General features: G+C 53.4%; 17 protein-coding genes. All 17 read right to left on the bottom strand.

Annotated features, from left to right (window positions below):
• Positions 1-137 precede the first annotated feature (137 nt).
• Complete coding sequence (locus ACZF99_RS11345; RefSeq protein WP_483611814.1) at positions 138-1,091, bottom strand: dipeptidase; 954 nt, start codon at positions 1,089-1,091, stop codon at positions 138-140.
• Positions 1,092-1,178: 87 nt separating this feature from the next.
• Positions 1,179-1,439 carry a stage V sporulation protein S gene (locus ACZF99_RS11340; protein WP_006286829.1) on the bottom strand — a complete coding sequence of 87 codons (261 nt, stop codon included), beginning with the start codon at positions 1,437-1,439 and terminating at the stop codon, positions 1,179-1,181.
• Between the two features lie 166 nt (positions 1,440-1,605).
• Positions 1,606-2,400: a TIGR00282 family metallophosphoesterase gene (locus tag ACZF99_RS11335; RefSeq protein ID WP_483612665.1), complete on the bottom strand. Its 795-nt coding sequence runs from the start codon at positions 2,398-2,400 to the stop codon at positions 1,606-1,608.
• A gap of 103 nt (positions 2,401-2,503) precedes the next feature.
• Entirely contained in the window at positions 2,504-4,045 is a 1,542-nt protein-coding gene (gene rny / locus ACZF99_RS11330; RefSeq protein ID WP_483611808.1) for a ribonuclease Y, read from the bottom strand.
• Positions 4,046-4,368: 323 nt separating this feature from the next.
• Positions 4,369-5,223 (bottom strand): regulatory protein RecX, encoded by an 855-nt coding sequence (locus ACZF99_RS11325; protein WP_483611806.1) that lies wholly within the window; start codon positions 5,221-5,223, stop codon positions 4,369-4,371.
• 118 nt (positions 5,224-5,341) lie between these two features.
• The gene (recA, locus tag ACZF99_RS11320) at positions 5,342-6,403 is read right to left on the bottom strand and encodes a recombinase RecA (protein WP_068785980.1); all 1,062 of its coding nucleotides are present in this window, start codon (positions 6,401-6,403) and stop codon (positions 5,342-5,344) included.
• A gap of 1,183 nt (positions 6,404-7,586) precedes the next feature.
• On the bottom strand, positions 7,587-8,837 hold the full coding sequence (locus tag ACZF99_RS11315) for a competence/damage-inducible protein A (RefSeq protein WP_483611804.1): 1,251 nt from the start codon (positions 8,835-8,837) through the stop codon (positions 7,587-7,589).
• 42 nt (positions 8,838-8,879) lie between these two features.
• Positions 8,880-9,467 carry a CDP-diacylglycerol--glycerol-3-phosphate 3-phosphatidyltransferase gene (gene pgsA, locus ACZF99_RS11310; RefSeq protein ID WP_483611802.1) on the bottom strand — a complete coding sequence of 196 codons (588 nt, stop codon included), beginning with the start codon at positions 9,465-9,467 and terminating at the stop codon, positions 8,880-8,882.
• The gene (gene rimO / locus ACZF99_RS11305) at positions 9,464-10,792 is read right to left on the bottom strand and encodes a 30S ribosomal protein S12 methylthiotransferase RimO (protein ID WP_483611800.1); all 1,329 of its coding nucleotides are present in this window, start codon (positions 10,790-10,792) and stop codon (positions 9,464-9,466) included. The genes pgsA and rimO overlap by 4 nt, the downstream gene beginning before the upstream one ends.
• A gap of 154 nt (positions 10,793-10,946) precedes the next feature.
• A complete protein-coding gene (locus ACZF99_RS11300; RefSeq protein ID WP_483611798.1) occupies positions 10,947-11,438 on the bottom strand; it encodes a YajQ family cyclic di-GMP-binding protein in 492 nt (163 codons plus the stop codon).
• Positions 11,439-11,621: 183 nt separating this feature from the next.
• Entirely contained in the window at positions 11,622-12,653 is a 1,032-nt protein-coding gene (locus ACZF99_RS11295) for a helix-turn-helix domain-containing protein (protein ID WP_483611796.1), read from the bottom strand.
• 41 nt (positions 12,654-12,694) lie between these two features.
• Positions 12,695-13,462, bottom strand: coding sequence for a DUF3388 domain-containing protein (locus ACZF99_RS11290; RefSeq protein WP_483611794.1), 768 nt, complete (start codon positions 13,460-13,462; stop codon positions 12,695-12,697).
• 212 nt (positions 13,463-13,674) lie between these two features.
• Positions 13,675-13,929, bottom strand: coding sequence for a DUF3243 domain-containing protein (locus ACZF99_RS11285; protein WP_483611792.1), 255 nt, complete (start codon positions 13,927-13,929; stop codon positions 13,675-13,677).
• A 121-nt stretch (positions 13,930-14,050) separates the two neighbouring features.
• A complete protein-coding gene (ymfI, locus tag ACZF99_RS11280; RefSeq protein ID WP_483611790.1) occupies positions 14,051-14,818 on the bottom strand; it encodes an elongation factor P 5-aminopentanone reductase in 768 nt (255 codons plus the stop codon).
• A complete protein-coding gene (yfmH, locus tag ACZF99_RS11275) occupies positions 14,819-16,099 on the bottom strand; it encodes an EF-P 5-aminopentanol modification-associated protein YfmH (protein ID WP_483611788.1) in 1,281 nt (426 codons plus the stop codon). It lies immediately after the preceding gene.
• A gap of 4 nt (positions 16,100-16,103) precedes the next feature.
• Entirely contained in the window at positions 16,104-17,384 is a 1,281-nt protein-coding gene (gene yfmF / locus ACZF99_RS11270; RefSeq protein WP_483611786.1) for an EF-P 5-aminopentanol modification-associated protein YfmF, read from the bottom strand.
• A 100-nt stretch (positions 17,385-17,484) separates the two neighbouring features.
• Positions 17,485-18,327, bottom strand: coding sequence for a spore cortex-lytic enzyme (gene sleB / locus ACZF99_RS11265; protein ID WP_483611784.1), 843 nt, complete (start codon positions 18,325-18,327; stop codon positions 17,485-17,487).
• Between the last annotated feature and the right edge of the window lie 89 nt (positions 18,328-18,416).

The raw sequence follows: 18,416 nt of genomic DNA, 5'->3' as shown, positions 1-18,416 counted from the left end.
CCATTGTTTGTGAACATTCTGTTTCAGAGTCATGTCAATTTTATGTCTCAACTTGGTAAAAAGCAAGCGTTTTCTAGCCTTTTTTCATATAGTAGTTTTCGATCAATTCGTTCTCGCAATTGGATGAATTAAAGCGCTTACTTATGAGAAGGCAACCAATCGCGCAGGAACGCGGCGGCATTGCCGTACAACCATCCGCGGACAAGCTCTTCCGGGTAATATTTCAGTAAGCTCTCCTGCCACTTCGCGTAATGTCCCGCATGCCGAAGGTCGGTTAAATGGGTTTCGATCCCATCGAAGTCGGATCCGAACATGAGGTTTGCCGCTCCCCCCAATGAACAAATCCGCTCAATATGCGGCAGTAAATCGCGGCTGGAGGCGCTTCGCCCTTCTTTGACAAACCACGGTACGAAGGTTAGCCCGATTCGTCCGCCGAGCTTGACGATGGCCTGAATCTGATCGTCGCGAAGGTTCCGCGCATGCGGGCATACTTGATAGGCGTTGGAATGGGAGGCGATAAACGGCTTGCCGGCTGCCTCCGCAAGCTCCTGCAGCTCCCAAAATCCTTTGACCGATAAATGCGAGACATCCAGAATGATCCCGAGCTCATGGCATAACTTGAGGAGCTCCAGACCGGCCGGGGTGAACCCGCCGTTTCGGGGCTCCAGAATCCCGTCGGCGGCCCAGTTGGCATAATTCCAGGTCAATCCGAGAAATCGGACGCCTTTCTCATAGCATATGCGAACATCGTGCAGGTTGCCTTCCAGCCCGTCCGCCCCTTCCAGCGATAACAGCCCTCCGATAGCCTTCCCTTGCTCCAGGGCTTCCAGATCTTCCGTCGATTGAACGGGAAGTACGCCAAGCGATTGAACCCGCTCCCGGTACAAATCGATTTGTCCCAGGATATGTTCCATTTTCGGGGGACCCAGCCGCTCCGACAGAAATATCGCGAACGTCTGCAGCTTCACTCCGCCTTCCTCCAAACGGCGAAGATTTACGTCCAAACGGCGATCCCGGGCAAAGTCCAGCTTGGGATCCAGTTGCAGTTTGCTTAATGCGTCGCAATGAAAATCGATAATTGGCAACTTCATGAGCCATCCTCCTTCGTATAGGGGGTTTGCCGAAAAAACAAAAAAGCCTGTCTACAGAGGTAAACAGGCGTGATTTCTATTGAAACGTTATCTCGGTTCTACGATCAGTTTTATCGCGGTACGATCCTCGCCATCGATTACGATGTCGGTAAAGGCTGGAATGCAAATCAAGTCGACGCCGCTTGGCGCGACGAATCCCCGGGCGATCGCTACGGCTTTAATGGCTTGGTTTAGAGCCCCTGCCCCAATGGCCTGAAGTTCAGCAGCGCCACGTTCTCTGAGTACGCCGGCCAACGCGCCGGCAACGGAGTTGGGGTTGGATTTTGCTGAAACCTTTAATACTTCCATGGTTAGTACCTCCCTGGGAATATTCGTTGGATTCCACTACTTAGAAGATATTCGTGAGAATTCGGGATATTCCTTCTTTTTCCCGGAGGAGAAGTTTCGGGAGGCCTTGATCCTACGGACTTTTCGGATTGTTTTGCGACATCGACTCGGGAGCGGTTGCGGTTCCCTAATCCATCAGCCACTCGTCCTCCAGCAACCGGATTTTTTGAATTTTATTCGCTTTCCCCGTCGTCTCGTCCACATCGACGATCACCGCGTGGAAATGCCATTTTCCTTCACAGACTTGAAAGCGCACGGGAAGCTGGGTCGTAAACTTGCGGAGCACCGCCGTCCGCTCCATGCCCAGAACGCCTTCGCGAGAGCCGACCATGCCGGTGTCGGTAATATAAGCCGTACCCTGCGGCAGAATCGTATCGTCGTTGCTCTGTACATGGGTATGCGTCCCCACTACGATCGAAGCGCGGCCGTCCAAGTGCCAGCCCATGGCGATTTTCTCGGATGTCGCTTCGGCATGGAAGTCCACCAGGATGCACTTATGCTTCTTGGACAGTTGGCCAATGATCTCATCGGCCGCCCGGAAGGGATCGTCGATCGCCGGCAGGAAAGTGCGGCCCATCAAATTGACCAAGGCCAGCTCCTTGCCGCCTGCTTTGATCACCGTATGTCCCAGTCCCGGCGTGCCCGGCGGAAAATTGGCCGGACGGACCATCCGCGGCTCGTCATCGATGAAGTCGAAGATTTCCTTATTGTCCCATGTATGATTGCCCATCGTTAAGCCATGAATGCCTTGCTCGAAAAACTCTTTGGCGATATTGGCGTTGATCCCCCGCCCCGCAGCCGCATTTTCCCCGTTGGCGATAATAATCTGCGGATTGTATTTCGATTTTAAATGGGGCAGCGTGGCTTTCAGCGCTTTGCGGCCCGTATTCCCGACGATATCTCCAATAAACAGAACTTTAATGCTGGTTCCCTCCTCTGACTATTGACCTTAAGCCCTTTGCGGAGCCAGGGTCGTTCAGGCAATGAAAAAGCGGCCCGCGAGGGGCCACTTTTCAGCATAACCTTTACTTGGCGTATTCAACCGCCCGCGTCTCGCGGATGACGGTCACTTTGATATGACCCGGATAATCGAGTTCACTCTCAATCGTCTTGGTAATGTCTCGCGCCAAGCGGAATGCTTCCGCGTCGTCGATTTTATCCGGCTGCACCATTACGCGCACCTCGCGGCCCGCCTGAATGGCAAACGATTTCTCGACGCCCTCGAACGACTCGGAAATTTCCTCGAGCTTCTCCAACCGGCGAATGTAGGTTTCGAGCGTTTCCCGACGCGCGCCTGGTCTTGCCGCCGACAAAGCATCGGCTGCGCCAACCAGCATGGCGATGACAGAGGTGGCCTCGCAATCGCCGTGATGAGAGGCAATGCTGTTGATAACCACCGGATGTTCTTTATACTTCTTAGCCAGCTCCACGCCGATTTCGACATGAGACCCTTCCACTTCATGATCAAGCGCTTTACCGATATCGTGCAGCAAACCTGCGCGTTTGGCAAGAGCGATGTCTTCGCCCAGCTCTCCGGCCATCAATCCGGCCAGGTAAGCGACTTCCATCGAGTGCTTCAGTACGTTTTGACCGTAGCTTGTCCGGAACTTGAGACGTCCCAAAATCTTGATCAAATCCGGATGCAACGCATGAACGCCCACTTCGAATGTAGCCTGTTCGCCATATTCGCGAATGCGTTCGTCCACATCCCGGCGGGATTTCTCGACCATTTCTTCGATCCGTGCCGGATGAATCCGTCCGTCCGCCACCAACTTCTCCAAAGCGGTGCGGGCAATTTCGCGGCGAATCGGGTCGAAGCCCGACAAGATCACCGCTTCCGGCGTATCGTCGATAATCAGATCGATCCCGGTCAAGGTTTCGAGCGCCCGGATATTCCGGCCTTCCCGGCCGATGATCCGTCCTTTCATCTCTTCGTTCGGCAGCGTTACGACGGAAACCGTCGTTTCCGCCACATGATCGGCAGCGCAACGTTGAATGGCCAGCGTAATGATCTCGCGGGATTTCTTATCCGCTTCTTCCTTCGCCTGCTGTTCAATGTCCTTAATCATCTGCGCGGTTTCATGGCGAACTTCCTGCTCCACATTGTTCAAAATGATCGCACGGGCATCTTCCATCGTAAGGTTGGAAATCCGCTCCAATTCCTGAACCTGACTTTTATAAATCAGGTCGATTTGCTGCTGCGTTTCTTCGATCCGTTTCTCTTTGCTGACCACTTGCTCTTCTTTACGTTCAAGCGATTCCAATTTTTTATCCAGCGACTCTTCTTTTTGCAACAATCGTCTTTCTTGTCGTTGTATTTCATTCCGACGTTCACGAATGTCTTTATCAGCTTCGGTTCTCAGCTTGTGGACTTCGTCCTTGGCTTCCAGAACCGTTTCCTTTTTCAGTGCTTCCGCGTCCTTCTTGGCAGTCTCCAAGATTTGGCTGGCCGCGTGCTCTGCACTGGAAATTTTAGCTTCGGCAAGAGACTTGCGAATAAAATACCCGATCACGAACCCAAAGAATAAAGCGGCTGCAACGAGAACGATCCAGATTACTGATGGCATCTGTTCACCTCCCCGTTGTTTCCTCCAAGGCATTCCTTGGGATGTTTGCAGTTGTAGTTACTTTTCGTTTCTTAGGTTCATCATTCATACAAAGAATTCATGACTTGCCCATTCAGTTCAGCAGTTCATGCTGTAAAGCATGACCCTTCCCCCATCACAAGGCGAGAGGCGCTTTGCCTTCATGATTGGAGAACATAAACCCCACCCTCAGACCCATAATTTTGGAAGGAAAAAAAGGGCCTTTCACGATATGGATTCATGTTCATTTTATTATTTGACAAAAGATATTGTCAAGCAAATGACAGGAGTTCCCTCCCGTCCTCTTATTCTTCGTCCCAATCGTCCATTCCATGCATCTGCTCCCGGTTTGCGAGTTCGCGCATGACCCGGGACACGACGCTACCGCTAAACCCGCGGCGCTGCAAAAATGCTCCGGTCTTGCGCTTACGGTCAAGCGGCTCTCCCGTGGTTGCCTGCCATTTCTTTAACCCCAACTGAAGAGCGCTCTCAAACTCGTCGTCTTCGCTGACTTCGCCGAGCGCCTCCTCGATCAGCGACTTGGACACGCCTTTCTGGCGCAATTCATGCTTAACCCACAGCTTCCCCTTCCCGCGTAGTCTAACGCGTTGAGAAGCCCATTCCTGGGCGTAAGCGGCGTCATCGACGTACCCTTCCGATTGCAAACGGCCCAGTACGTCCTGAATCGTCTCCTCGCCCCAGCCTTTTTCTCCTAAACGATGCGATATTTCATAAGCCGTTCGCGGCTTCAAGCTCAAAAACTTCAGCGCGTCGGCATATCCCTGTTGACGCTCGTCGGCCGATACGATTTCTTCCAGCTCCGCTTTGGTGAATACCGCGCCTTTGATCATGCGGTATTTGATCATCACATCCTCATGAACCTCCAGTGTATATACGCCAAAAGAGATCCGATAGCGATGCTTCGGCCGTTTCAGCATCAATACGGACGTAATCGCCAGCTCCACGTCCTCGGGGAAGGCGTCCAAACCTGCGGTTTCTTCCGTTTTCCCACCCTCCTGATCCCGGCCGGCACTTCGCGGCCGCGGTTCCCAGTACGACTCGTCGGAAATGTCTACGATTTCGTCCGCTCTCCGTTCGCCAGAGGTAGATCCGGCTCCTCTTCCCGCGGATTTTCCCCGCGATCGTCCCCATGTACTCACATCATATCCCTCCGGTTCTAACTTAAGCTTTCAATATAATTCCCCAAGTACCGCAAAAGCGCCCTGACCCGGCGAAATGCCGGCGGTCAGAGCGCTTGATGGCTACGGCTTAAAGAGCTTATTCATCTCCGAACAGCGCTTGTTCTTCCTCAAGCTCCGCTTCCAAATCGCTGGCGGAAGCGGGGGCAACCGACGTGGTCAGATTGCTGGCTTCCCGGATTTTCGCCTCGATCGTATTCGCGATTTCCGGATGTTCTTTCAAGAACTGCTTCGCGTTCTCGCGACCTTGTCCAAGGCGTTCGCCAGCATACGAATACCAAGCACCGCTCTTGTCTACGATATCCAGCTCCGTTCCGATGTCGATAAGGCTGCCTTCTTTGGAAATGCCTTCTCCATACATAATGTCGATTTCAGCTTGTTTAAAAGGGGGAGCAACCTTGTTCTTCACAACCTTGACCCGCGTCCGGTTGCCCACCATATCGTTGCCCATCTTGATTGTCTCGACGCGGCGAACGTCCAAACGAACCGTCGAATAGAACTTCAGCGCACGTCCGCCTGGCGTCGTTTCCGGATTACCGAACATCACGCCGACTTTCTCGCGCAGCTGGTTGATAAAGATGGCGATCGTCTTCGACTTGCTGATCGCCCCCGACAACTTCCGCAGCGCCTGCGACATCAGACGGGCCTGCAAGCCGACGTGCGAATCCCCCATCTCGCCTTCAATCTCCGCTTTAGGTACCAATGCCGCAACGGAGTCAATGACGATAATATCCACCGCGCCGCTGCGAACGAGCGCTTCGGCGATCTCCAGCGCTTGTTCCCCCGTATCCGGCTGGGACAGCAGCAATTCGTCGATGTTCACGCCCAGCTTGCTGGCGTAAGACGGGTCGAGCGCATGCTCGGCGTCGATGAAGGCAGCTTGTCCGCCGATCTTCTGAACCTCGGCAATCGCGTGCAGCGCGACCGTCGTTTTACCGGAAGACTCCGGCCCGTAGACTTCGATGATCCGCCCGCGGGGAAGTCCTCCGGTACCGAGGGCGATATCCAGGGCGATCGATCCGCTCGGAACGATCTCCACCTGCATGTGCGTCGATTCTCCCAGCTTCATGATCGAACCTTTACCGAATTGCTTTTCTATTTGGCGAAGCGCCATCTCCAGCGCTGCTTTACGATCTGACAATCAGCTCACATCCTTAAATTAGATATAAATCACAGATACTTGAATAACATAAATTCCATTATAATTCATGTCCATTTGTAACTTCTCACGTATATCATTGTACCTTGTTTTGGAATGTTTGCCAAGCGTTTTTTCGAACATACATTCGTAATTTGTTCTCAACCGTCCCAAACCTGGAACTCAACCCTCCCAAACCCTCCCTTACCGTAAGGGAGGGCCCCCAAGGGCCCGCTGCCCTTGGGGATCCCGCAAATTGGAAGAACGTTGGAGTGACTGAGATACTCCCTTGACGCTCTCCCCTACGGGGATTCGCTCACTTTGGCACGTGGATCGCTTTTCCCCCTTCGGGTACGTCTTACTTTGAGCGCTCCTTGGGGACCTGCCTCTTGGGTGGATGCCGGCCTCCTTCCGTCGTTGGCACCCGGCTGCGCGCCGGAAGAACGTGGGAGTGACTGTGACGCTCCCTTGATGCTCTCCCCTACGGGGATTCGCTCACTTTGGCGCGTGGATCGCTTTTCTCCCTTCGGGTAAGTCTTACTTTGAGCGCTCCTTGGGGACCTGCCTCTCTGGAGGGGTGCCGGCCTCCTTCCGTCGTTGGCACCCGGCTGCGCGCCGGAAGAACGTGGGAGTGACTGTGACGCTCCTAAGACGCTCTCCCCTACGGGGATTCGCTCACTTTGGCGCGTGGATCGCTTTACACAGCTCCATAGGCGCTGTTTCCTTCGGAAATGCGCTCACCATAGCGGAAGAGTTATGTTACATCTAGATATGTATGTTGTGGCTAGTAAGCCATGAATGTTTTCATACATATCAAGTAAATTTGTACTCAAGGGGCACCGTTATATATGATTATTCGAACAGAATTCGTTGTCCCCTCCCATCACACTCGCACCACAACTCGTCTAACGTTAGCCCGGCCTTACGTACCTACTTAGCTGCTGCCCTCATCCTCATCCCCATCCCCTCCCATGGTTACTCCAACAACAAAAAAGAACCGCAGCACAACTGAATCAGTTTGCTACGGTTCTTCCGTGCCTTGATTATATGTCATTATCTTCCAAAGCGCAAGAGCCTGCCTATTGCACTACCTTTAGTGTGTTGCTGAGAGGCTTACCCATCACACCTGAGTGAAAGGGATAATGACCAAAAGGATGCTCCCATGCAATGTGCACTCCAAACGCCGTTATGCCTGCAGCGCTCTCCACAACCGGTACAACAGCGTCTTCGCCGCGCGCAAACGGATCATCTCGCGGTTCCCCTTGAGATTCAGCTCAAACACCGCGGTGTCGAAGCCACGGCGCGAGATCGCGATGTACACCAGGCCGACGGGCTTGCGCTCGGAATGGCCGGGACCGGCCACGCCGGTGATCGACAGGCCGAAGTCGGTACCGACAGTGAGACGCACCTGCTCGGCCAGCACCTTGGCCGTTTCCGCGCTGACCGCGCCGGGGGCTCCGTCGCCTTCCAGCAGATCATGCGGCACGTTCAACAGCTTCTCCTTCATTTCATTGGAGTAGCACACGATCCCGCCGGCGAACACGGCCGAGCTGCCCGGCAGCGCGGTGAACATCTCCATGAGCAAACCGCCGGTGCAGCTTTCGGCAACGCTCAGCGTCAGGTCGCGTGCAGCCATCAAGTCGAGAATCGTTTTCTCGATCGGCTCATCAACGTTCGCGTACAGATGCTCCGACAGCCGTGAGGCGATCTCGCGCTCCATGGCGTCCAGCTTCGCCGCCGCGTCCTGTGCGCTAACCGCCTTGGTGGACACGCGAATCGTGACCTCGCCTTCCTTCGCATAAGGCGCAACCGTTGGATCGCTTTGAGCCTGGATGAGATCAAGCAGCTTCGTTTCGAGCGCCGATTCGCCGATTCCGGCGAATTTCAACATTCGCGAATAGATCGGCATCTCCCCGGTCAGCACATGCTCCAGAATCCACGGCTTCGCTTGATGCTCAAACATCGGCTTCATTTCTTTTGGCGGGCCGGGCAGCACAATATAAAATTTGCCGTCTTGCGCGAGCGCATTGCCCACGGCCAGCCCGGTTTCGTTCGGAAGCGGCGTGCCTCCTTCGATGGCCAGCGCCTGGCGCCGGTTGTTCTCCGTCATCGGAACCCCGCGGCCCTGAAAGAAGCGCTCAACGTTCGCCAGCGCTTCCGGGTCGATATAGAGCGTCCGGCCCAGTACCCCAGCCAGCGCTTCCTTGGTCAGATCGTCCTGCGTCGGGCCGATCCCGCCGGTAAAGATCAGAACATCCGCACGGCCCGACGCCGTCCTCACCGCCTCCGCCAACCGGTTCATGTTATCGCCAACCACGGTTTGAAAATACACGTCGATCCCCAGCCCGGCAAGCTCCTGCGATAAGTACTGCGCATTGGTATTCACGATTTGGCCGAGCAGCAACTCCGTGCCAACCGCGATAATTTCCGCTTTCATCTTGTGCATGCCTCCTTCAAATTACCGGCCAACACCATCATTTTAAGCTTTGGAAAAAGAAAGCACGCTTTTATTCTTCACGAAATAATCGATGCCCGAGTACAACGTGATGACAGCCGCCAGCCACATCGCGATATCATCGAACGGGAACGACAGCCATTCGAACGGAAAATTGTTCAGCAGCAACACCGAAATGGCGATGATCTGCGTAATCGTCTTCGCCTTGCCCCATTTGCTGGCCGCGATCACGGAGCCTTCCAAAAGAGCAACTTCGCGCAGACCAGTCACGGCGAACTCGCGGGCGATGATGATGACCGCAATCCAGGCATCGCATTTTCCCAATGCCACGAGGCCGATCAGCACCGTTCCGACCAGCAGCTTATCAGCGAGCGGATCCAGCAGCTTGCCTAAATTGGTGACGAGGTTATGTTTGCGGGCGATGTAGCCGTCGATCCCATCCGTGCTGGCCGCAACGATAAACAACACCGCGGCGATCAATTGATTGACGGGCAGCGAGTAATTCCCGAGCGTAAGCTCATGGGACAGCCACCCGACATCCACCAGCAAGAAGACCAGCATCACCGGAATCATAAAAATACGGGTTAATGTGATACGGTTGGGCAAATTCACAGGACCGCCTCCCCGGATAGGTCATAGTCAAAAGCATGCGTAATCCGCACCTTGGTCATTTCTCCAAGCCCTACGGGGCAATTCGTGACGAATACCTCCCCGTCAATTTCCGGAGCGTCGTATTGCGAACGGCCCACGTAGACATCGCTGCGTCCGTCGTATCGCTCGATCAGCACGTCCAGCACCTGTCCGATGTACTTGCCGCTGTTCGCATTGGCAACCTCGCGCTGAATCTCCATCAGCGTATTGGCCCGCCATTCCTTCACGTCTTCGTCGATCTGGTCCGGCAATCGCGACGCCGGCGTATCCTCTTCCTTGGAATAAGTAAATACGCCAAGCCGGTCGAACTTCACTTCACGCACGAACTCGCATAACCGCTCAAAATCTTCCTGCGTTTCCCCTGGAAATCCGACGATCAGGGAGGTGCGCAGCGAAACGTTCGGAATCCGAGCGCGGATCTTGCCGACGAGTTCACGGATATCGCGGTTTCGTCCAGGGCGGCGCATACGCTTCAGAATTGCGTCTTCGCTATGCTGCAGCGGCATATCCACGTACTTGCATATCTTCGGATTGGTCGCCATCCTCTCGATCAGCTCGTCCGTAAAGAAGCCGGGATAAGCATAATGCAGACGCACCCACTCGATGCCGTCCACCAGCGTAACCCGGTCCATCAGCTCCGCCAGTTTGAACTCCCCGTACAAATCGGTACCGTAATTGGTGGAGTCCTGCGCGATCAGGCTGATTTCCTTAACGCCTTGGGCGGCCATGCTCCGCACTTCTTCCAGGATCGATTCCATCGAGCGGCTCCGGAACTTCCCGCGCATGATCGGAATGCTGCAAAATGTGCAATTGTTGTCGCAGCCTTCGGCGATTTTCACGTAAGTCGTGTAACGGGCCGTGGTCAGCTTGCGCGGCAGCGCCTGCTCATAATTAAAAACAGGATTACCGACCAGCGCCGGTTTCTTACCCTTAAGCGCTTCGTCAACGATCCGGTTGATATGGTGAAAATCCCCCGTCCCGACAATCCCGTCGATCTCCGGCATTTCCTCCATTAAAGTCTGCTTATATCGCTGCGTCAAACACCCGGAAACGATCAACGCCTTCAGCCGCCCGTTTTCCTTCAGATCGGCGAGCTCCAGAATCGTGTTGACCGACTCTTCCTTGGCCGCATCGATAAATCCGCAGGTATTGACGATAATGACGGTCGCATCTTCGCGATGATCCACTAAGGAATAGCCCCGCTGTTCAATCAGGCCCGACATGATCTCCGAATCGACCAGATTTTTCTCGCAGCCGAGCGTCACGATTTTTACCTTTTCTGTCATGAACCATTTCCCCCATCGTTGAAAGCCAAAATTCCCGTCAAACTAAGGATTGAACAACCTCTACAAGTATAATATTCCAGAACCGATGCTGTCAAAAATATGAAAATGGCCTCCGCAGCAGCTCGTCAATAACGCCGCAAGAGACCCTTCCACTCTATTTAAAATTGGTGAACTGCAAATCCACCGTCAAATCGGCTTTGCGCAGCATCTGCATAATCTCTTGCAAATCGTCTCTGCTCTTACCGGTGACGCGAATTTGATCGCCTTGGATCTGGCTTTTAACCTTCAGCTTGGAATCGCGGATCAACACATTGATTTTCTTAGCGTTCTCCTGGTCGATCCCTTGCTTCAGGTTAATCCGCTGCCGCACCGTGCCGAGCGAGGCCGGTTCAACCTTGCCGTAATCGAGATTTTTGATCGGCAAGCCGCGCTTGATCATCTTCGATTGCAGGATGTCGATGACGGCGCCCAGCTTGTACTCGTCGTCGGATACGATCACCAGCACGTCTTTCTCCAGCTTGAGCTCGCTTTTACTCCCTTTGAAATCGAAACGGTTCGCGATTTCCCGTTCCGTTTGATCGATTGCGTTGGTCAATTCCTGCATGTCCATTTTTGAAACGATGTCGAAAGAATTTTCCGATGCCATAAGTCACATTCCTTTCTCGGTTTCCAATCTTTTCATAAATAAATTATATGTAAAAAAATTCGCAAAGTCGAGTTTTCTCAGTCGCCACCGCCTCATGACAACCAAAACAGCGCGGTTTGACCGGATCGGTCCAACCGCGCTGTTTATAAAGCGAATAAGCGATCGTCTTCCCGCCGCTTTCGCTTATTCGCCGCCATCTGTCGTCGTTTCGTTTTCTCCCGTACCGGCATTGTCGGTAACGTTACCTTCTGTTCCAACCCCGCCGCCAGTTCCGTCGTCAAGGTTCAATAAAAACTTGGACGTCGTTTTTCCATCATCGATGGTCTGTCCGGCGACCGTGATCACAGTTTGGGAGGAGTTGCCCGATTTAACGAATAACCCTTCGGGGCCGATGTCATATGTCAACACGTCACCTTCGTTTGTGTTGTCATAATACAGCTTCTCACCCTTATCGTTGCCTTTACGCACCTCAACCCAGCTTCTTCCGCTAGCCGTGATGACGACCTGAACCGGCTGGGTTCCGGAGTTTTGAATCTTGAACTTCGTCTTGCTGCCTTCCGTTCCGTCCGGCACGACCGCAACAGGCTGATTACCGGGATCGTTAACCGGATTTTCATTACCGGCGTTGTCCTCATTCCCCGTATTGGCGTTAGAACCGTTATTCGTTCCCGGGTCCGTTGCGTTACCCGTTCCGTTCTCCGCACCCTTGTTCCCGCCAACCGTATCGCCACTCGACGCGTTTCCGGTAGTGCTTCCGTTTTTGTTCGCGTCCCGGGTCACCGGCGTAGGATCCGGTTCCTTATTTCCCTCGGCTTCATTGTTATTGTTGCCCCAAACCGAGAAATACATATAAATTACAATTAAAATCAGCACGGCAAACGACCACATCAGCGTGGTGGACAGCCATTTCGAGTTGCGCTCGTTGTGTTGCCGGCTGCGGCGTTTTTGGATAACCGGTTCCATCGTCGGTTCCGGGTCCGTAGAAGGCACGTTTTGCCGATGTTCGGCAAGCAGTTCGTCCGCGTCCAAGCCAACGGTTTCCGCATACGTTTTGATAAAAGCCCGAACATAGAAGCTCCCTGGGAGAACCTTGTAATCCCCCATTTCGATGGCTTCCAAATATCGTTTGCGAATCTTCGTCATTTCCTGTACATCATCCAGCGACAAACCTCTGGCAAGGCGGGCTTCCCTTAACTGCTGGCCCAAATCCGACACGACCATCACCTCCTGCTATGATTAGACTATGCGGCAAATCCTTATAGATCGTCCGTATAAATTGTCGTGAACGTATCGTAAACGATTTGCTCCTCCGGATTGTTACGCAATTCTATAATAATGTCAAAATTGTCATAACCGTATTCGGACTCTTTGACGAACACGTCCGGATGCTCTATGACTTTGGTCGAAGGCATAGACATCAACTCCTGCAGGAGCTGATGATGCTTTTCATTGGAACGTAACGTACTGATGATACCGTCAATGATAAACACATTGTGAGGATCCATCTCATTCTCGGACAATTGACTGCGAACCGTTTGCCGCAGCAGCGTCGAGGAGACGAACGTCCATCGCTTCATCGCGCAAACGCTGCCGGCGATAATCGATTCCGTCTTGCCGACGCGGGGCATTCCCCGCAATCCGATGACTTGATGCCCTTCCCGCTTAAACACTTCACCGAGAAAATCAACCAGAATCCCCAATTCATCCCGCGTAAACCGAAACGTCTTGCGGTCGTCGGAATCCCGGTCGATATAACGACCGTGCCGAACGGCCAGCAGATCGACCAGTCGCGGGTTGCGCAAGGCCGTCACCGTGATGCTGTCCACCTTATTCAACAATTGGCTGACCTGTTCGATTTTGCCGTCATCGTCGGTTTCCAGAAGTAGTCCTCTAGTCTTGCCTTCCACGCCGTTGATCGTCAGGATATTGATCTCCAGCATCCCTAACATCGAAGCGATATCCCCCAATAGTCCCGGTCGATTCTTATGTATTTTGTATTCCAGATACCATTGTTTCTCTACCATTCCAGACACCTTCTCCATATCCTCATGCACCATTCGACAAAATAGGTCTTAATTCCTGCTAATTTGCAAAAACAATTCACAAAAACATTTCTTACCAATACTGATATAACATGTTCATATGTGTTTTATGATAAATAAAATGAAAATAAAAGGCAAGCGGCCGGAGAAAATGGGTGAAAAGCTCCCGGATCGGGAGCTTTTCAAGGGCCCAACTATGCGTTCTTCTTGGCCAACTTGACCATCAAACGGGCGATGGTCTTCCGTTCTTCTTCGGTACCGACATCCCAAATTTCTTTGAGGGCCCGATTGGATTCGTTTTGCGGATCGACTTTGTCGTCCAGAAAACCGCCGATTTCGTAAGCAAGCTTAGCAATCGCCTCTTCGCTGAAGCCGGCCTTTTCCGCATGCTCGACGCGTTCACCCAGAAATTTCTTCCATGTATCAAAATTTTTGAGTACCGTTGACATGAATAAATCCTCCTTCGTTTGGCGATTTAAAATCAACAGTCGTAATATGCGAAATTCCCGCGGGTTTTATGCGCAGGCTGCAGCCGGCAGCGTACAGCAAAACCTGTGCACTAAGGGACGATTAGGTAATCCAACCTCCGTTGGGGCTAATGATTTGCCCGGTGATATAACCCGATTCCGGCAACGCCAGAAAATACACGAGCGACGAGATTTCCTGCGGCGAAGCAAGACGCCCCGCAGGAATGTCCTCCTCAAGCTGACGGAGTTCCTCCTCGTCGAAGCGCTCCAGCATCTCGGTTTTGACCGCACCCGGGGCCACCGCATTCACCGTGACGCCGGAGGGGGCCAGTTCCTTCGCCAGCGCTTTGGTAAACGCATTAACGCCGCCTTTGGCTGCCGAATATACCGTCTCGCAAGAGCCACCGGAGATCCCCCAAACGGAAGAAACGTTAATAATCCGCCCGAATCGCTGGCCGATCATATACGGCATAAACAGCTGGCTGCAAAGAAACACGCTTTTTAAATTGACGTTCATGACGTCGTCCCAATCCGATTCGGACACATCGGACAGCATCGCATAATGCGAGATGCCCGCGTTGTTAACCAGAATATCGGGGTGCAGCCCATAATTTTCGAGCCTCTCCATCATCCGCAAGATTTGTTCTTTGCTGCGCAAATCGGCCGCGACCGTATACGCCTTGGCTCCAAGCTCCAGGCATTTGCGGGCGACTTCGTTCGCCGCCTCGTGCGACTTCATATAGTGTATCACTACGTTCATGCCCACCGCGGCAAACCGCAGCGCTACCTCGGCGCCGATCCCCCGGCTTGCCCCGGTGATAAGGACGGTCATGTCCGCAAGGTTCTTTCCTATCCCATGATCCATTGCCATTTACGGGCTCACCACGATCGATACGGCCAGTTGCTCCCAATCGATATGCTCGCGCAGCCGGGCATTGATCGCATCCAGCGTCAGCGATTCGTAAAGCGGAAGTACCGCAAACAAGTCGCCGCCGCGGAAATTGTAACGGGTAAACTCGTGGGCGATGTTCTCCGGCGAGTTCAGCATGCGCAAATACCCGCCGATTTTCTTCTTGCGCGCCCGTTCGAAGTCTTCCTGACGGAATCCGGAGGCCAGCAGGACTTCGATTTCTTCCTTGATCACGGCCAACATCCGGTCCGGATCCTTCGTATCCCCGCCGATCGCCGAGAAGGCGTAATTGGGATTGCTGTTATACTCATGCCCGAAGCTGTCGGAGATCAAGTCCATGTCATACAGCTTTTGGTACAGCTTCGTGCTGGCACCAAACAGCAGATCAAGCGCCAACTTCGTGGCAAGATCTCTGCGCAGCAGTTCCTCGCCGGTCAAGCCCAGCCGGGTCTCCTTAAAACCGAATAAGCATTTCGGCTGCGACACCGGCAGGCGGGATTCGCGCCGTTTCTCGGCTACTTCACGCGGTTCCGGGTCAAACAGGCGGTCGATCATTCCTTGCGGTTTATAATCCTTCTTCGCCTGATTGTCGCGCACCAGCTTGAACACTTCCTCGGGATTGACGCCGCCAACGACGAAAAGCAGCATATTGCTTGGGTGATAAAAAGCATTGTAACACGTATACAACGTTTCCTTCGTGATCGTTCCGATCGACTCCACCGTGCCGGCAATATCGATGTGAACGGGATGAATTTTGTACATCGCTTCGATCAGGCCGAAATACACCCGCCAATCCGGGTTATCCCGGTACATGCCGATCTCTTGGCCGATGATGCCCTTTTCCTTCTCGACGTTCTGATCGGTAAAGTAAGGATGCTGCACGAAATTGATCAGCGTTTCCAGGTTTGCCGGAATGTTCTCGGTCGCGGAGAATAGATAAACCGTCTGATCGAAGCTCGTAAACGCATTGGCCGAAGCGCCTTGGGAAGCGAAGGTGGCAAAAATGTCCCCCTCCGGTTCCTCGAACATTTTATGCTCCAGAAAATGCGCGATGCCGTCCGGGACGGAAATGTCCGCCTGCCCTTCTACCCGAAAGTGATTATCGATCGAGCCGTATTTGGTCGCGAACGTGGCGTACGTTTTCTGGAAGCCCGGTTTCGGAAGCACATAAACCTGCAGACCGTTCTCCATCGTTTCGCGATACAGTGTTTCCTGTAAAGCATCGTAACGTATCGTTTCCATTCGCCTACCCCTCCTTCTGGCCTGTCAAAAAGTAGATCGTATCAAGCTGGACGGTTTCCGCGGCCGCCACGACGTCCTGCGGCTGAACCTGCTCGACCTGGCGAAGCAGTTCCTCCGCCGGCCGGTCTTTGCCGGACAAGACGCGGTTAAAATCGTAGGCGATCATTTCAAACGCGGAATCCTGCATTTCCAGCAGGCTGTTGCGGATCATCGCCTTCGTCTGGGACATTTCGAGTTCGCTGATTTCTCCGGCGCGCATGCTTGCCAACTGCGCTTCGATAATGCGAAGCGCTTTCTCATAATTGGCGATTTCGATGCCCGATTGAATGCCAACGATGCCTTTATGGCCGTCGTAACGAGAGGCTGCATAGTAGGCCAAGCTTTCTTTTTCCCGCACATTGATGAACAGCTTGGAATGCGGGTAGCTGCCGAGAATGCCGTTATACAGCAACAAAGAAGCGTAACGGTCGTCCCCGTAGGTGATCGGCGTGCGGAGGCCCAGATTTAACTTGCCCTGATTGACGTCGAGAGCTTCTGTGACGGTCCGGACCTCGCCCCCCCGAATATCCACTTGCTCAGGCTCGTATTCCGGCGAATTCGAACGGCTCAGGCTGAAATGCTTGGCGACCAGCTCTTCCACCTCGGCCAATGTGGTATCCCCAACCACGTACAGATCAAGGTGTGCCTGCTGCAACCAGCTCTGATACGAGGCGTACAACGATTCGGGCGTCATCCCGTCCAGTTCGCTCCGTTCCCCTAGCGGGTGAAGACGGTAGGGATCGTCCCGAAACATCTCTTCCGTGCATCGTTCGGCGGCGTAACGAATTTTATCGTTAATGATCCCTTCCAGCTTCTTGCGGACGGACTCTCGTTCCGAGTTGACGTAAGTCGAGCGGAAGACACCGTTTTCCTTGGCCGGTCTGGTCACGACTTCGCCGAGAAAAGCAAAGCTTTGGCCGAGGAGCGATTCGCTGCTCTTCACGAAGGAATCGTTGATCGTGTCCATACGGAACTGAACCAGTTGGTAGTTGCCCCGTTTATATACATCAAAGCCGAAGCCCGCCCCGTACAAACGCTCCAACTGCTCGCGGAACTGCGTGGTTTCCGGGTAGGATTCCGTGCCCCGGCGCAGCACGAACGGAGTGAGGGCCGTTGCGGTAACCGTTTGCTCTTGCAGCGGCAATCCCGCATAAAGGGAGATGGCAAATGTTTTGAATCGGTTGGTCGGCAAGACGTGCAGCCGAATGTGGCCTACCGTGCCGCGCTCAAATCGCGTTTTGTTCAAACCCAAAACTCCTTTACAAGAAAGTCAGTTCCATTCTATACCAATCCAAAGGAAAGAAGCAACCTGACGACAAGCGGCTGCTCCTTCGATAATCAGCTATTTACATACAGAAGATGTGCTCTCCGATCGTCTTGACCTGCGGACGCGACCAGATCCATTTCGATGTCGCCGTGTTGGGGTTAAAGTAGTATAAGCAACCGCCGGATGGGTCCCAGCCGTTTAACGCCTGCTGCACGGCTTTACGTGCCTGCTCATTGGGTTCCAGCCAGATTTGTCCGTCCGCGACGGCCGTAAATGCTCCGGGCTGAAATATGACACCGGATACGGTGTTGGGGAAACTCGGCGACTTCACCCGGTTCAAGATGACCGCAGCGACGGCTACTTGGCCCTCGAACGGTTCCCCACGCGATTCTCCGTAAACGGCATTCGCCATAATCCGCAAATCGTTCTCCGACAGCCCCATGGCATTGGAGGCGGACAGATCCGTGGATTCCTGTTGAGCGTTGCCGCCACCGCCTCCGCCGGTTTTATTCGCCGTTCCGGTTTGCGGTTTTGCATTCCCGCCGGCATGGGTATACTCCATACCCGGCTTCCACTTTTTAGTGGCGTTATAAAGCTTTAACTTCGTTTTGGGGCCGGCCAGGCCGTCCGCCTCCATCCCGAACTCCGACTGGAACCACTTGAGGGCATCACGGGTCTTGGGGCCAAAGTAACTGTCCAGCTTGCCGTGGTAAAACCCGAGATAAGCAAGTCGGCCCTGCAACTCATACACGTCTTTGCCGAATGCTCCGTAATCAATCACCTGCTCACTGAATGCGGGCTGCGCTTTATGGGTATTGACTTTGCCTTCGTCAAGCGTATGCCGGAGCACGCTCGCGCCATATCCGATTCCGAACAAAAGCAGCACTAAACCGGAGGCAAACCAGATCTTTGCTTTCTTCATAACGTTTAGCTCTACCTTTCTTTTTAGAAGTTGTCCAACAAGGATGGGTAACTTTAGTATGACAAGCGTCGTTCTTTCCTATGCACCCC

The organism is Paenibacillus sp. JL3B1040 (assembly GCF_057063165.1).
Note: the sequence above shows the minus strand (reverse complement) of the source record. Positions and strands in the feature narration are given on the sequence as shown.

Coding starts and splice junctions, on each gene's coding strand:
- ACZF99_RS11345 (WP_483611814.1), bottom strand. CDS start 1,091: ATGAAGTTGCCAATTATCGATTTTCATTGCGACGCATTAAGCAAACTG.
- ACZF99_RS11340 (WP_006286829.1), bottom strand. CDS start 1,439: ATGGAAGTATTAAAGGTTTCAGCAAAATCCAACCCCAACTCCGTTGCC.
- rny (WP_483611808.1), bottom strand. CDS start 4,045: ATGCCATCAGTAATCTGGATCGTTCTCGTTGCAGCCGCTTTATTCTTT.
- ACZF99_RS11315 (WP_483611804.1), bottom strand. CDS start 8,837: ATGAAAGCGGAAATTATCGCGGTTGGCACGGAGTTGCTGCTCGGCCAA.
- rimO (WP_483611800.1), bottom strand. CDS start 10,792: ATGACAGAAAAGGTAAAAATCGTGACGCTCGGCTGCGAGAAAAATCTG.
- ACZF99_RS11300 (WP_483611798.1), bottom strand. CDS start 11,438: ATGGCATCGGAAAATTCTTTCGACATCGTTTCAAAAATGGACATGCAG.
- ACZF99_RS11290 (WP_483611794.1), bottom strand. CDS start 13,462: ATGGTAGAGAAACAATGGTATCTGGAATACAAAATACATAAGAATCGA.
- ACZF99_RS11285 (WP_483611792.1), bottom strand. CDS start 13,929: ATGTCAACGGTACTCAAAAATTTTGATACATGGAAGAAATTTCTGGGT.
- ymfI (WP_483611790.1), bottom strand. CDS start 14,818: ATGGCAATGGATCATGGGATAGGAAAGAACCTTGCGGACATGACCGTC.
- yfmH (WP_483611788.1), bottom strand. CDS start 16,099: ATGGAAACGATACGTTACGATGCTTTACAGGAAACACTGTATCGCGAA.
- sleB (WP_483611784.1), bottom strand. CDS start 18,327: ATGAAGAAAGCAAAGATCTGGTTTGCCTCCGGTTTAGTGCTGCTTTTG.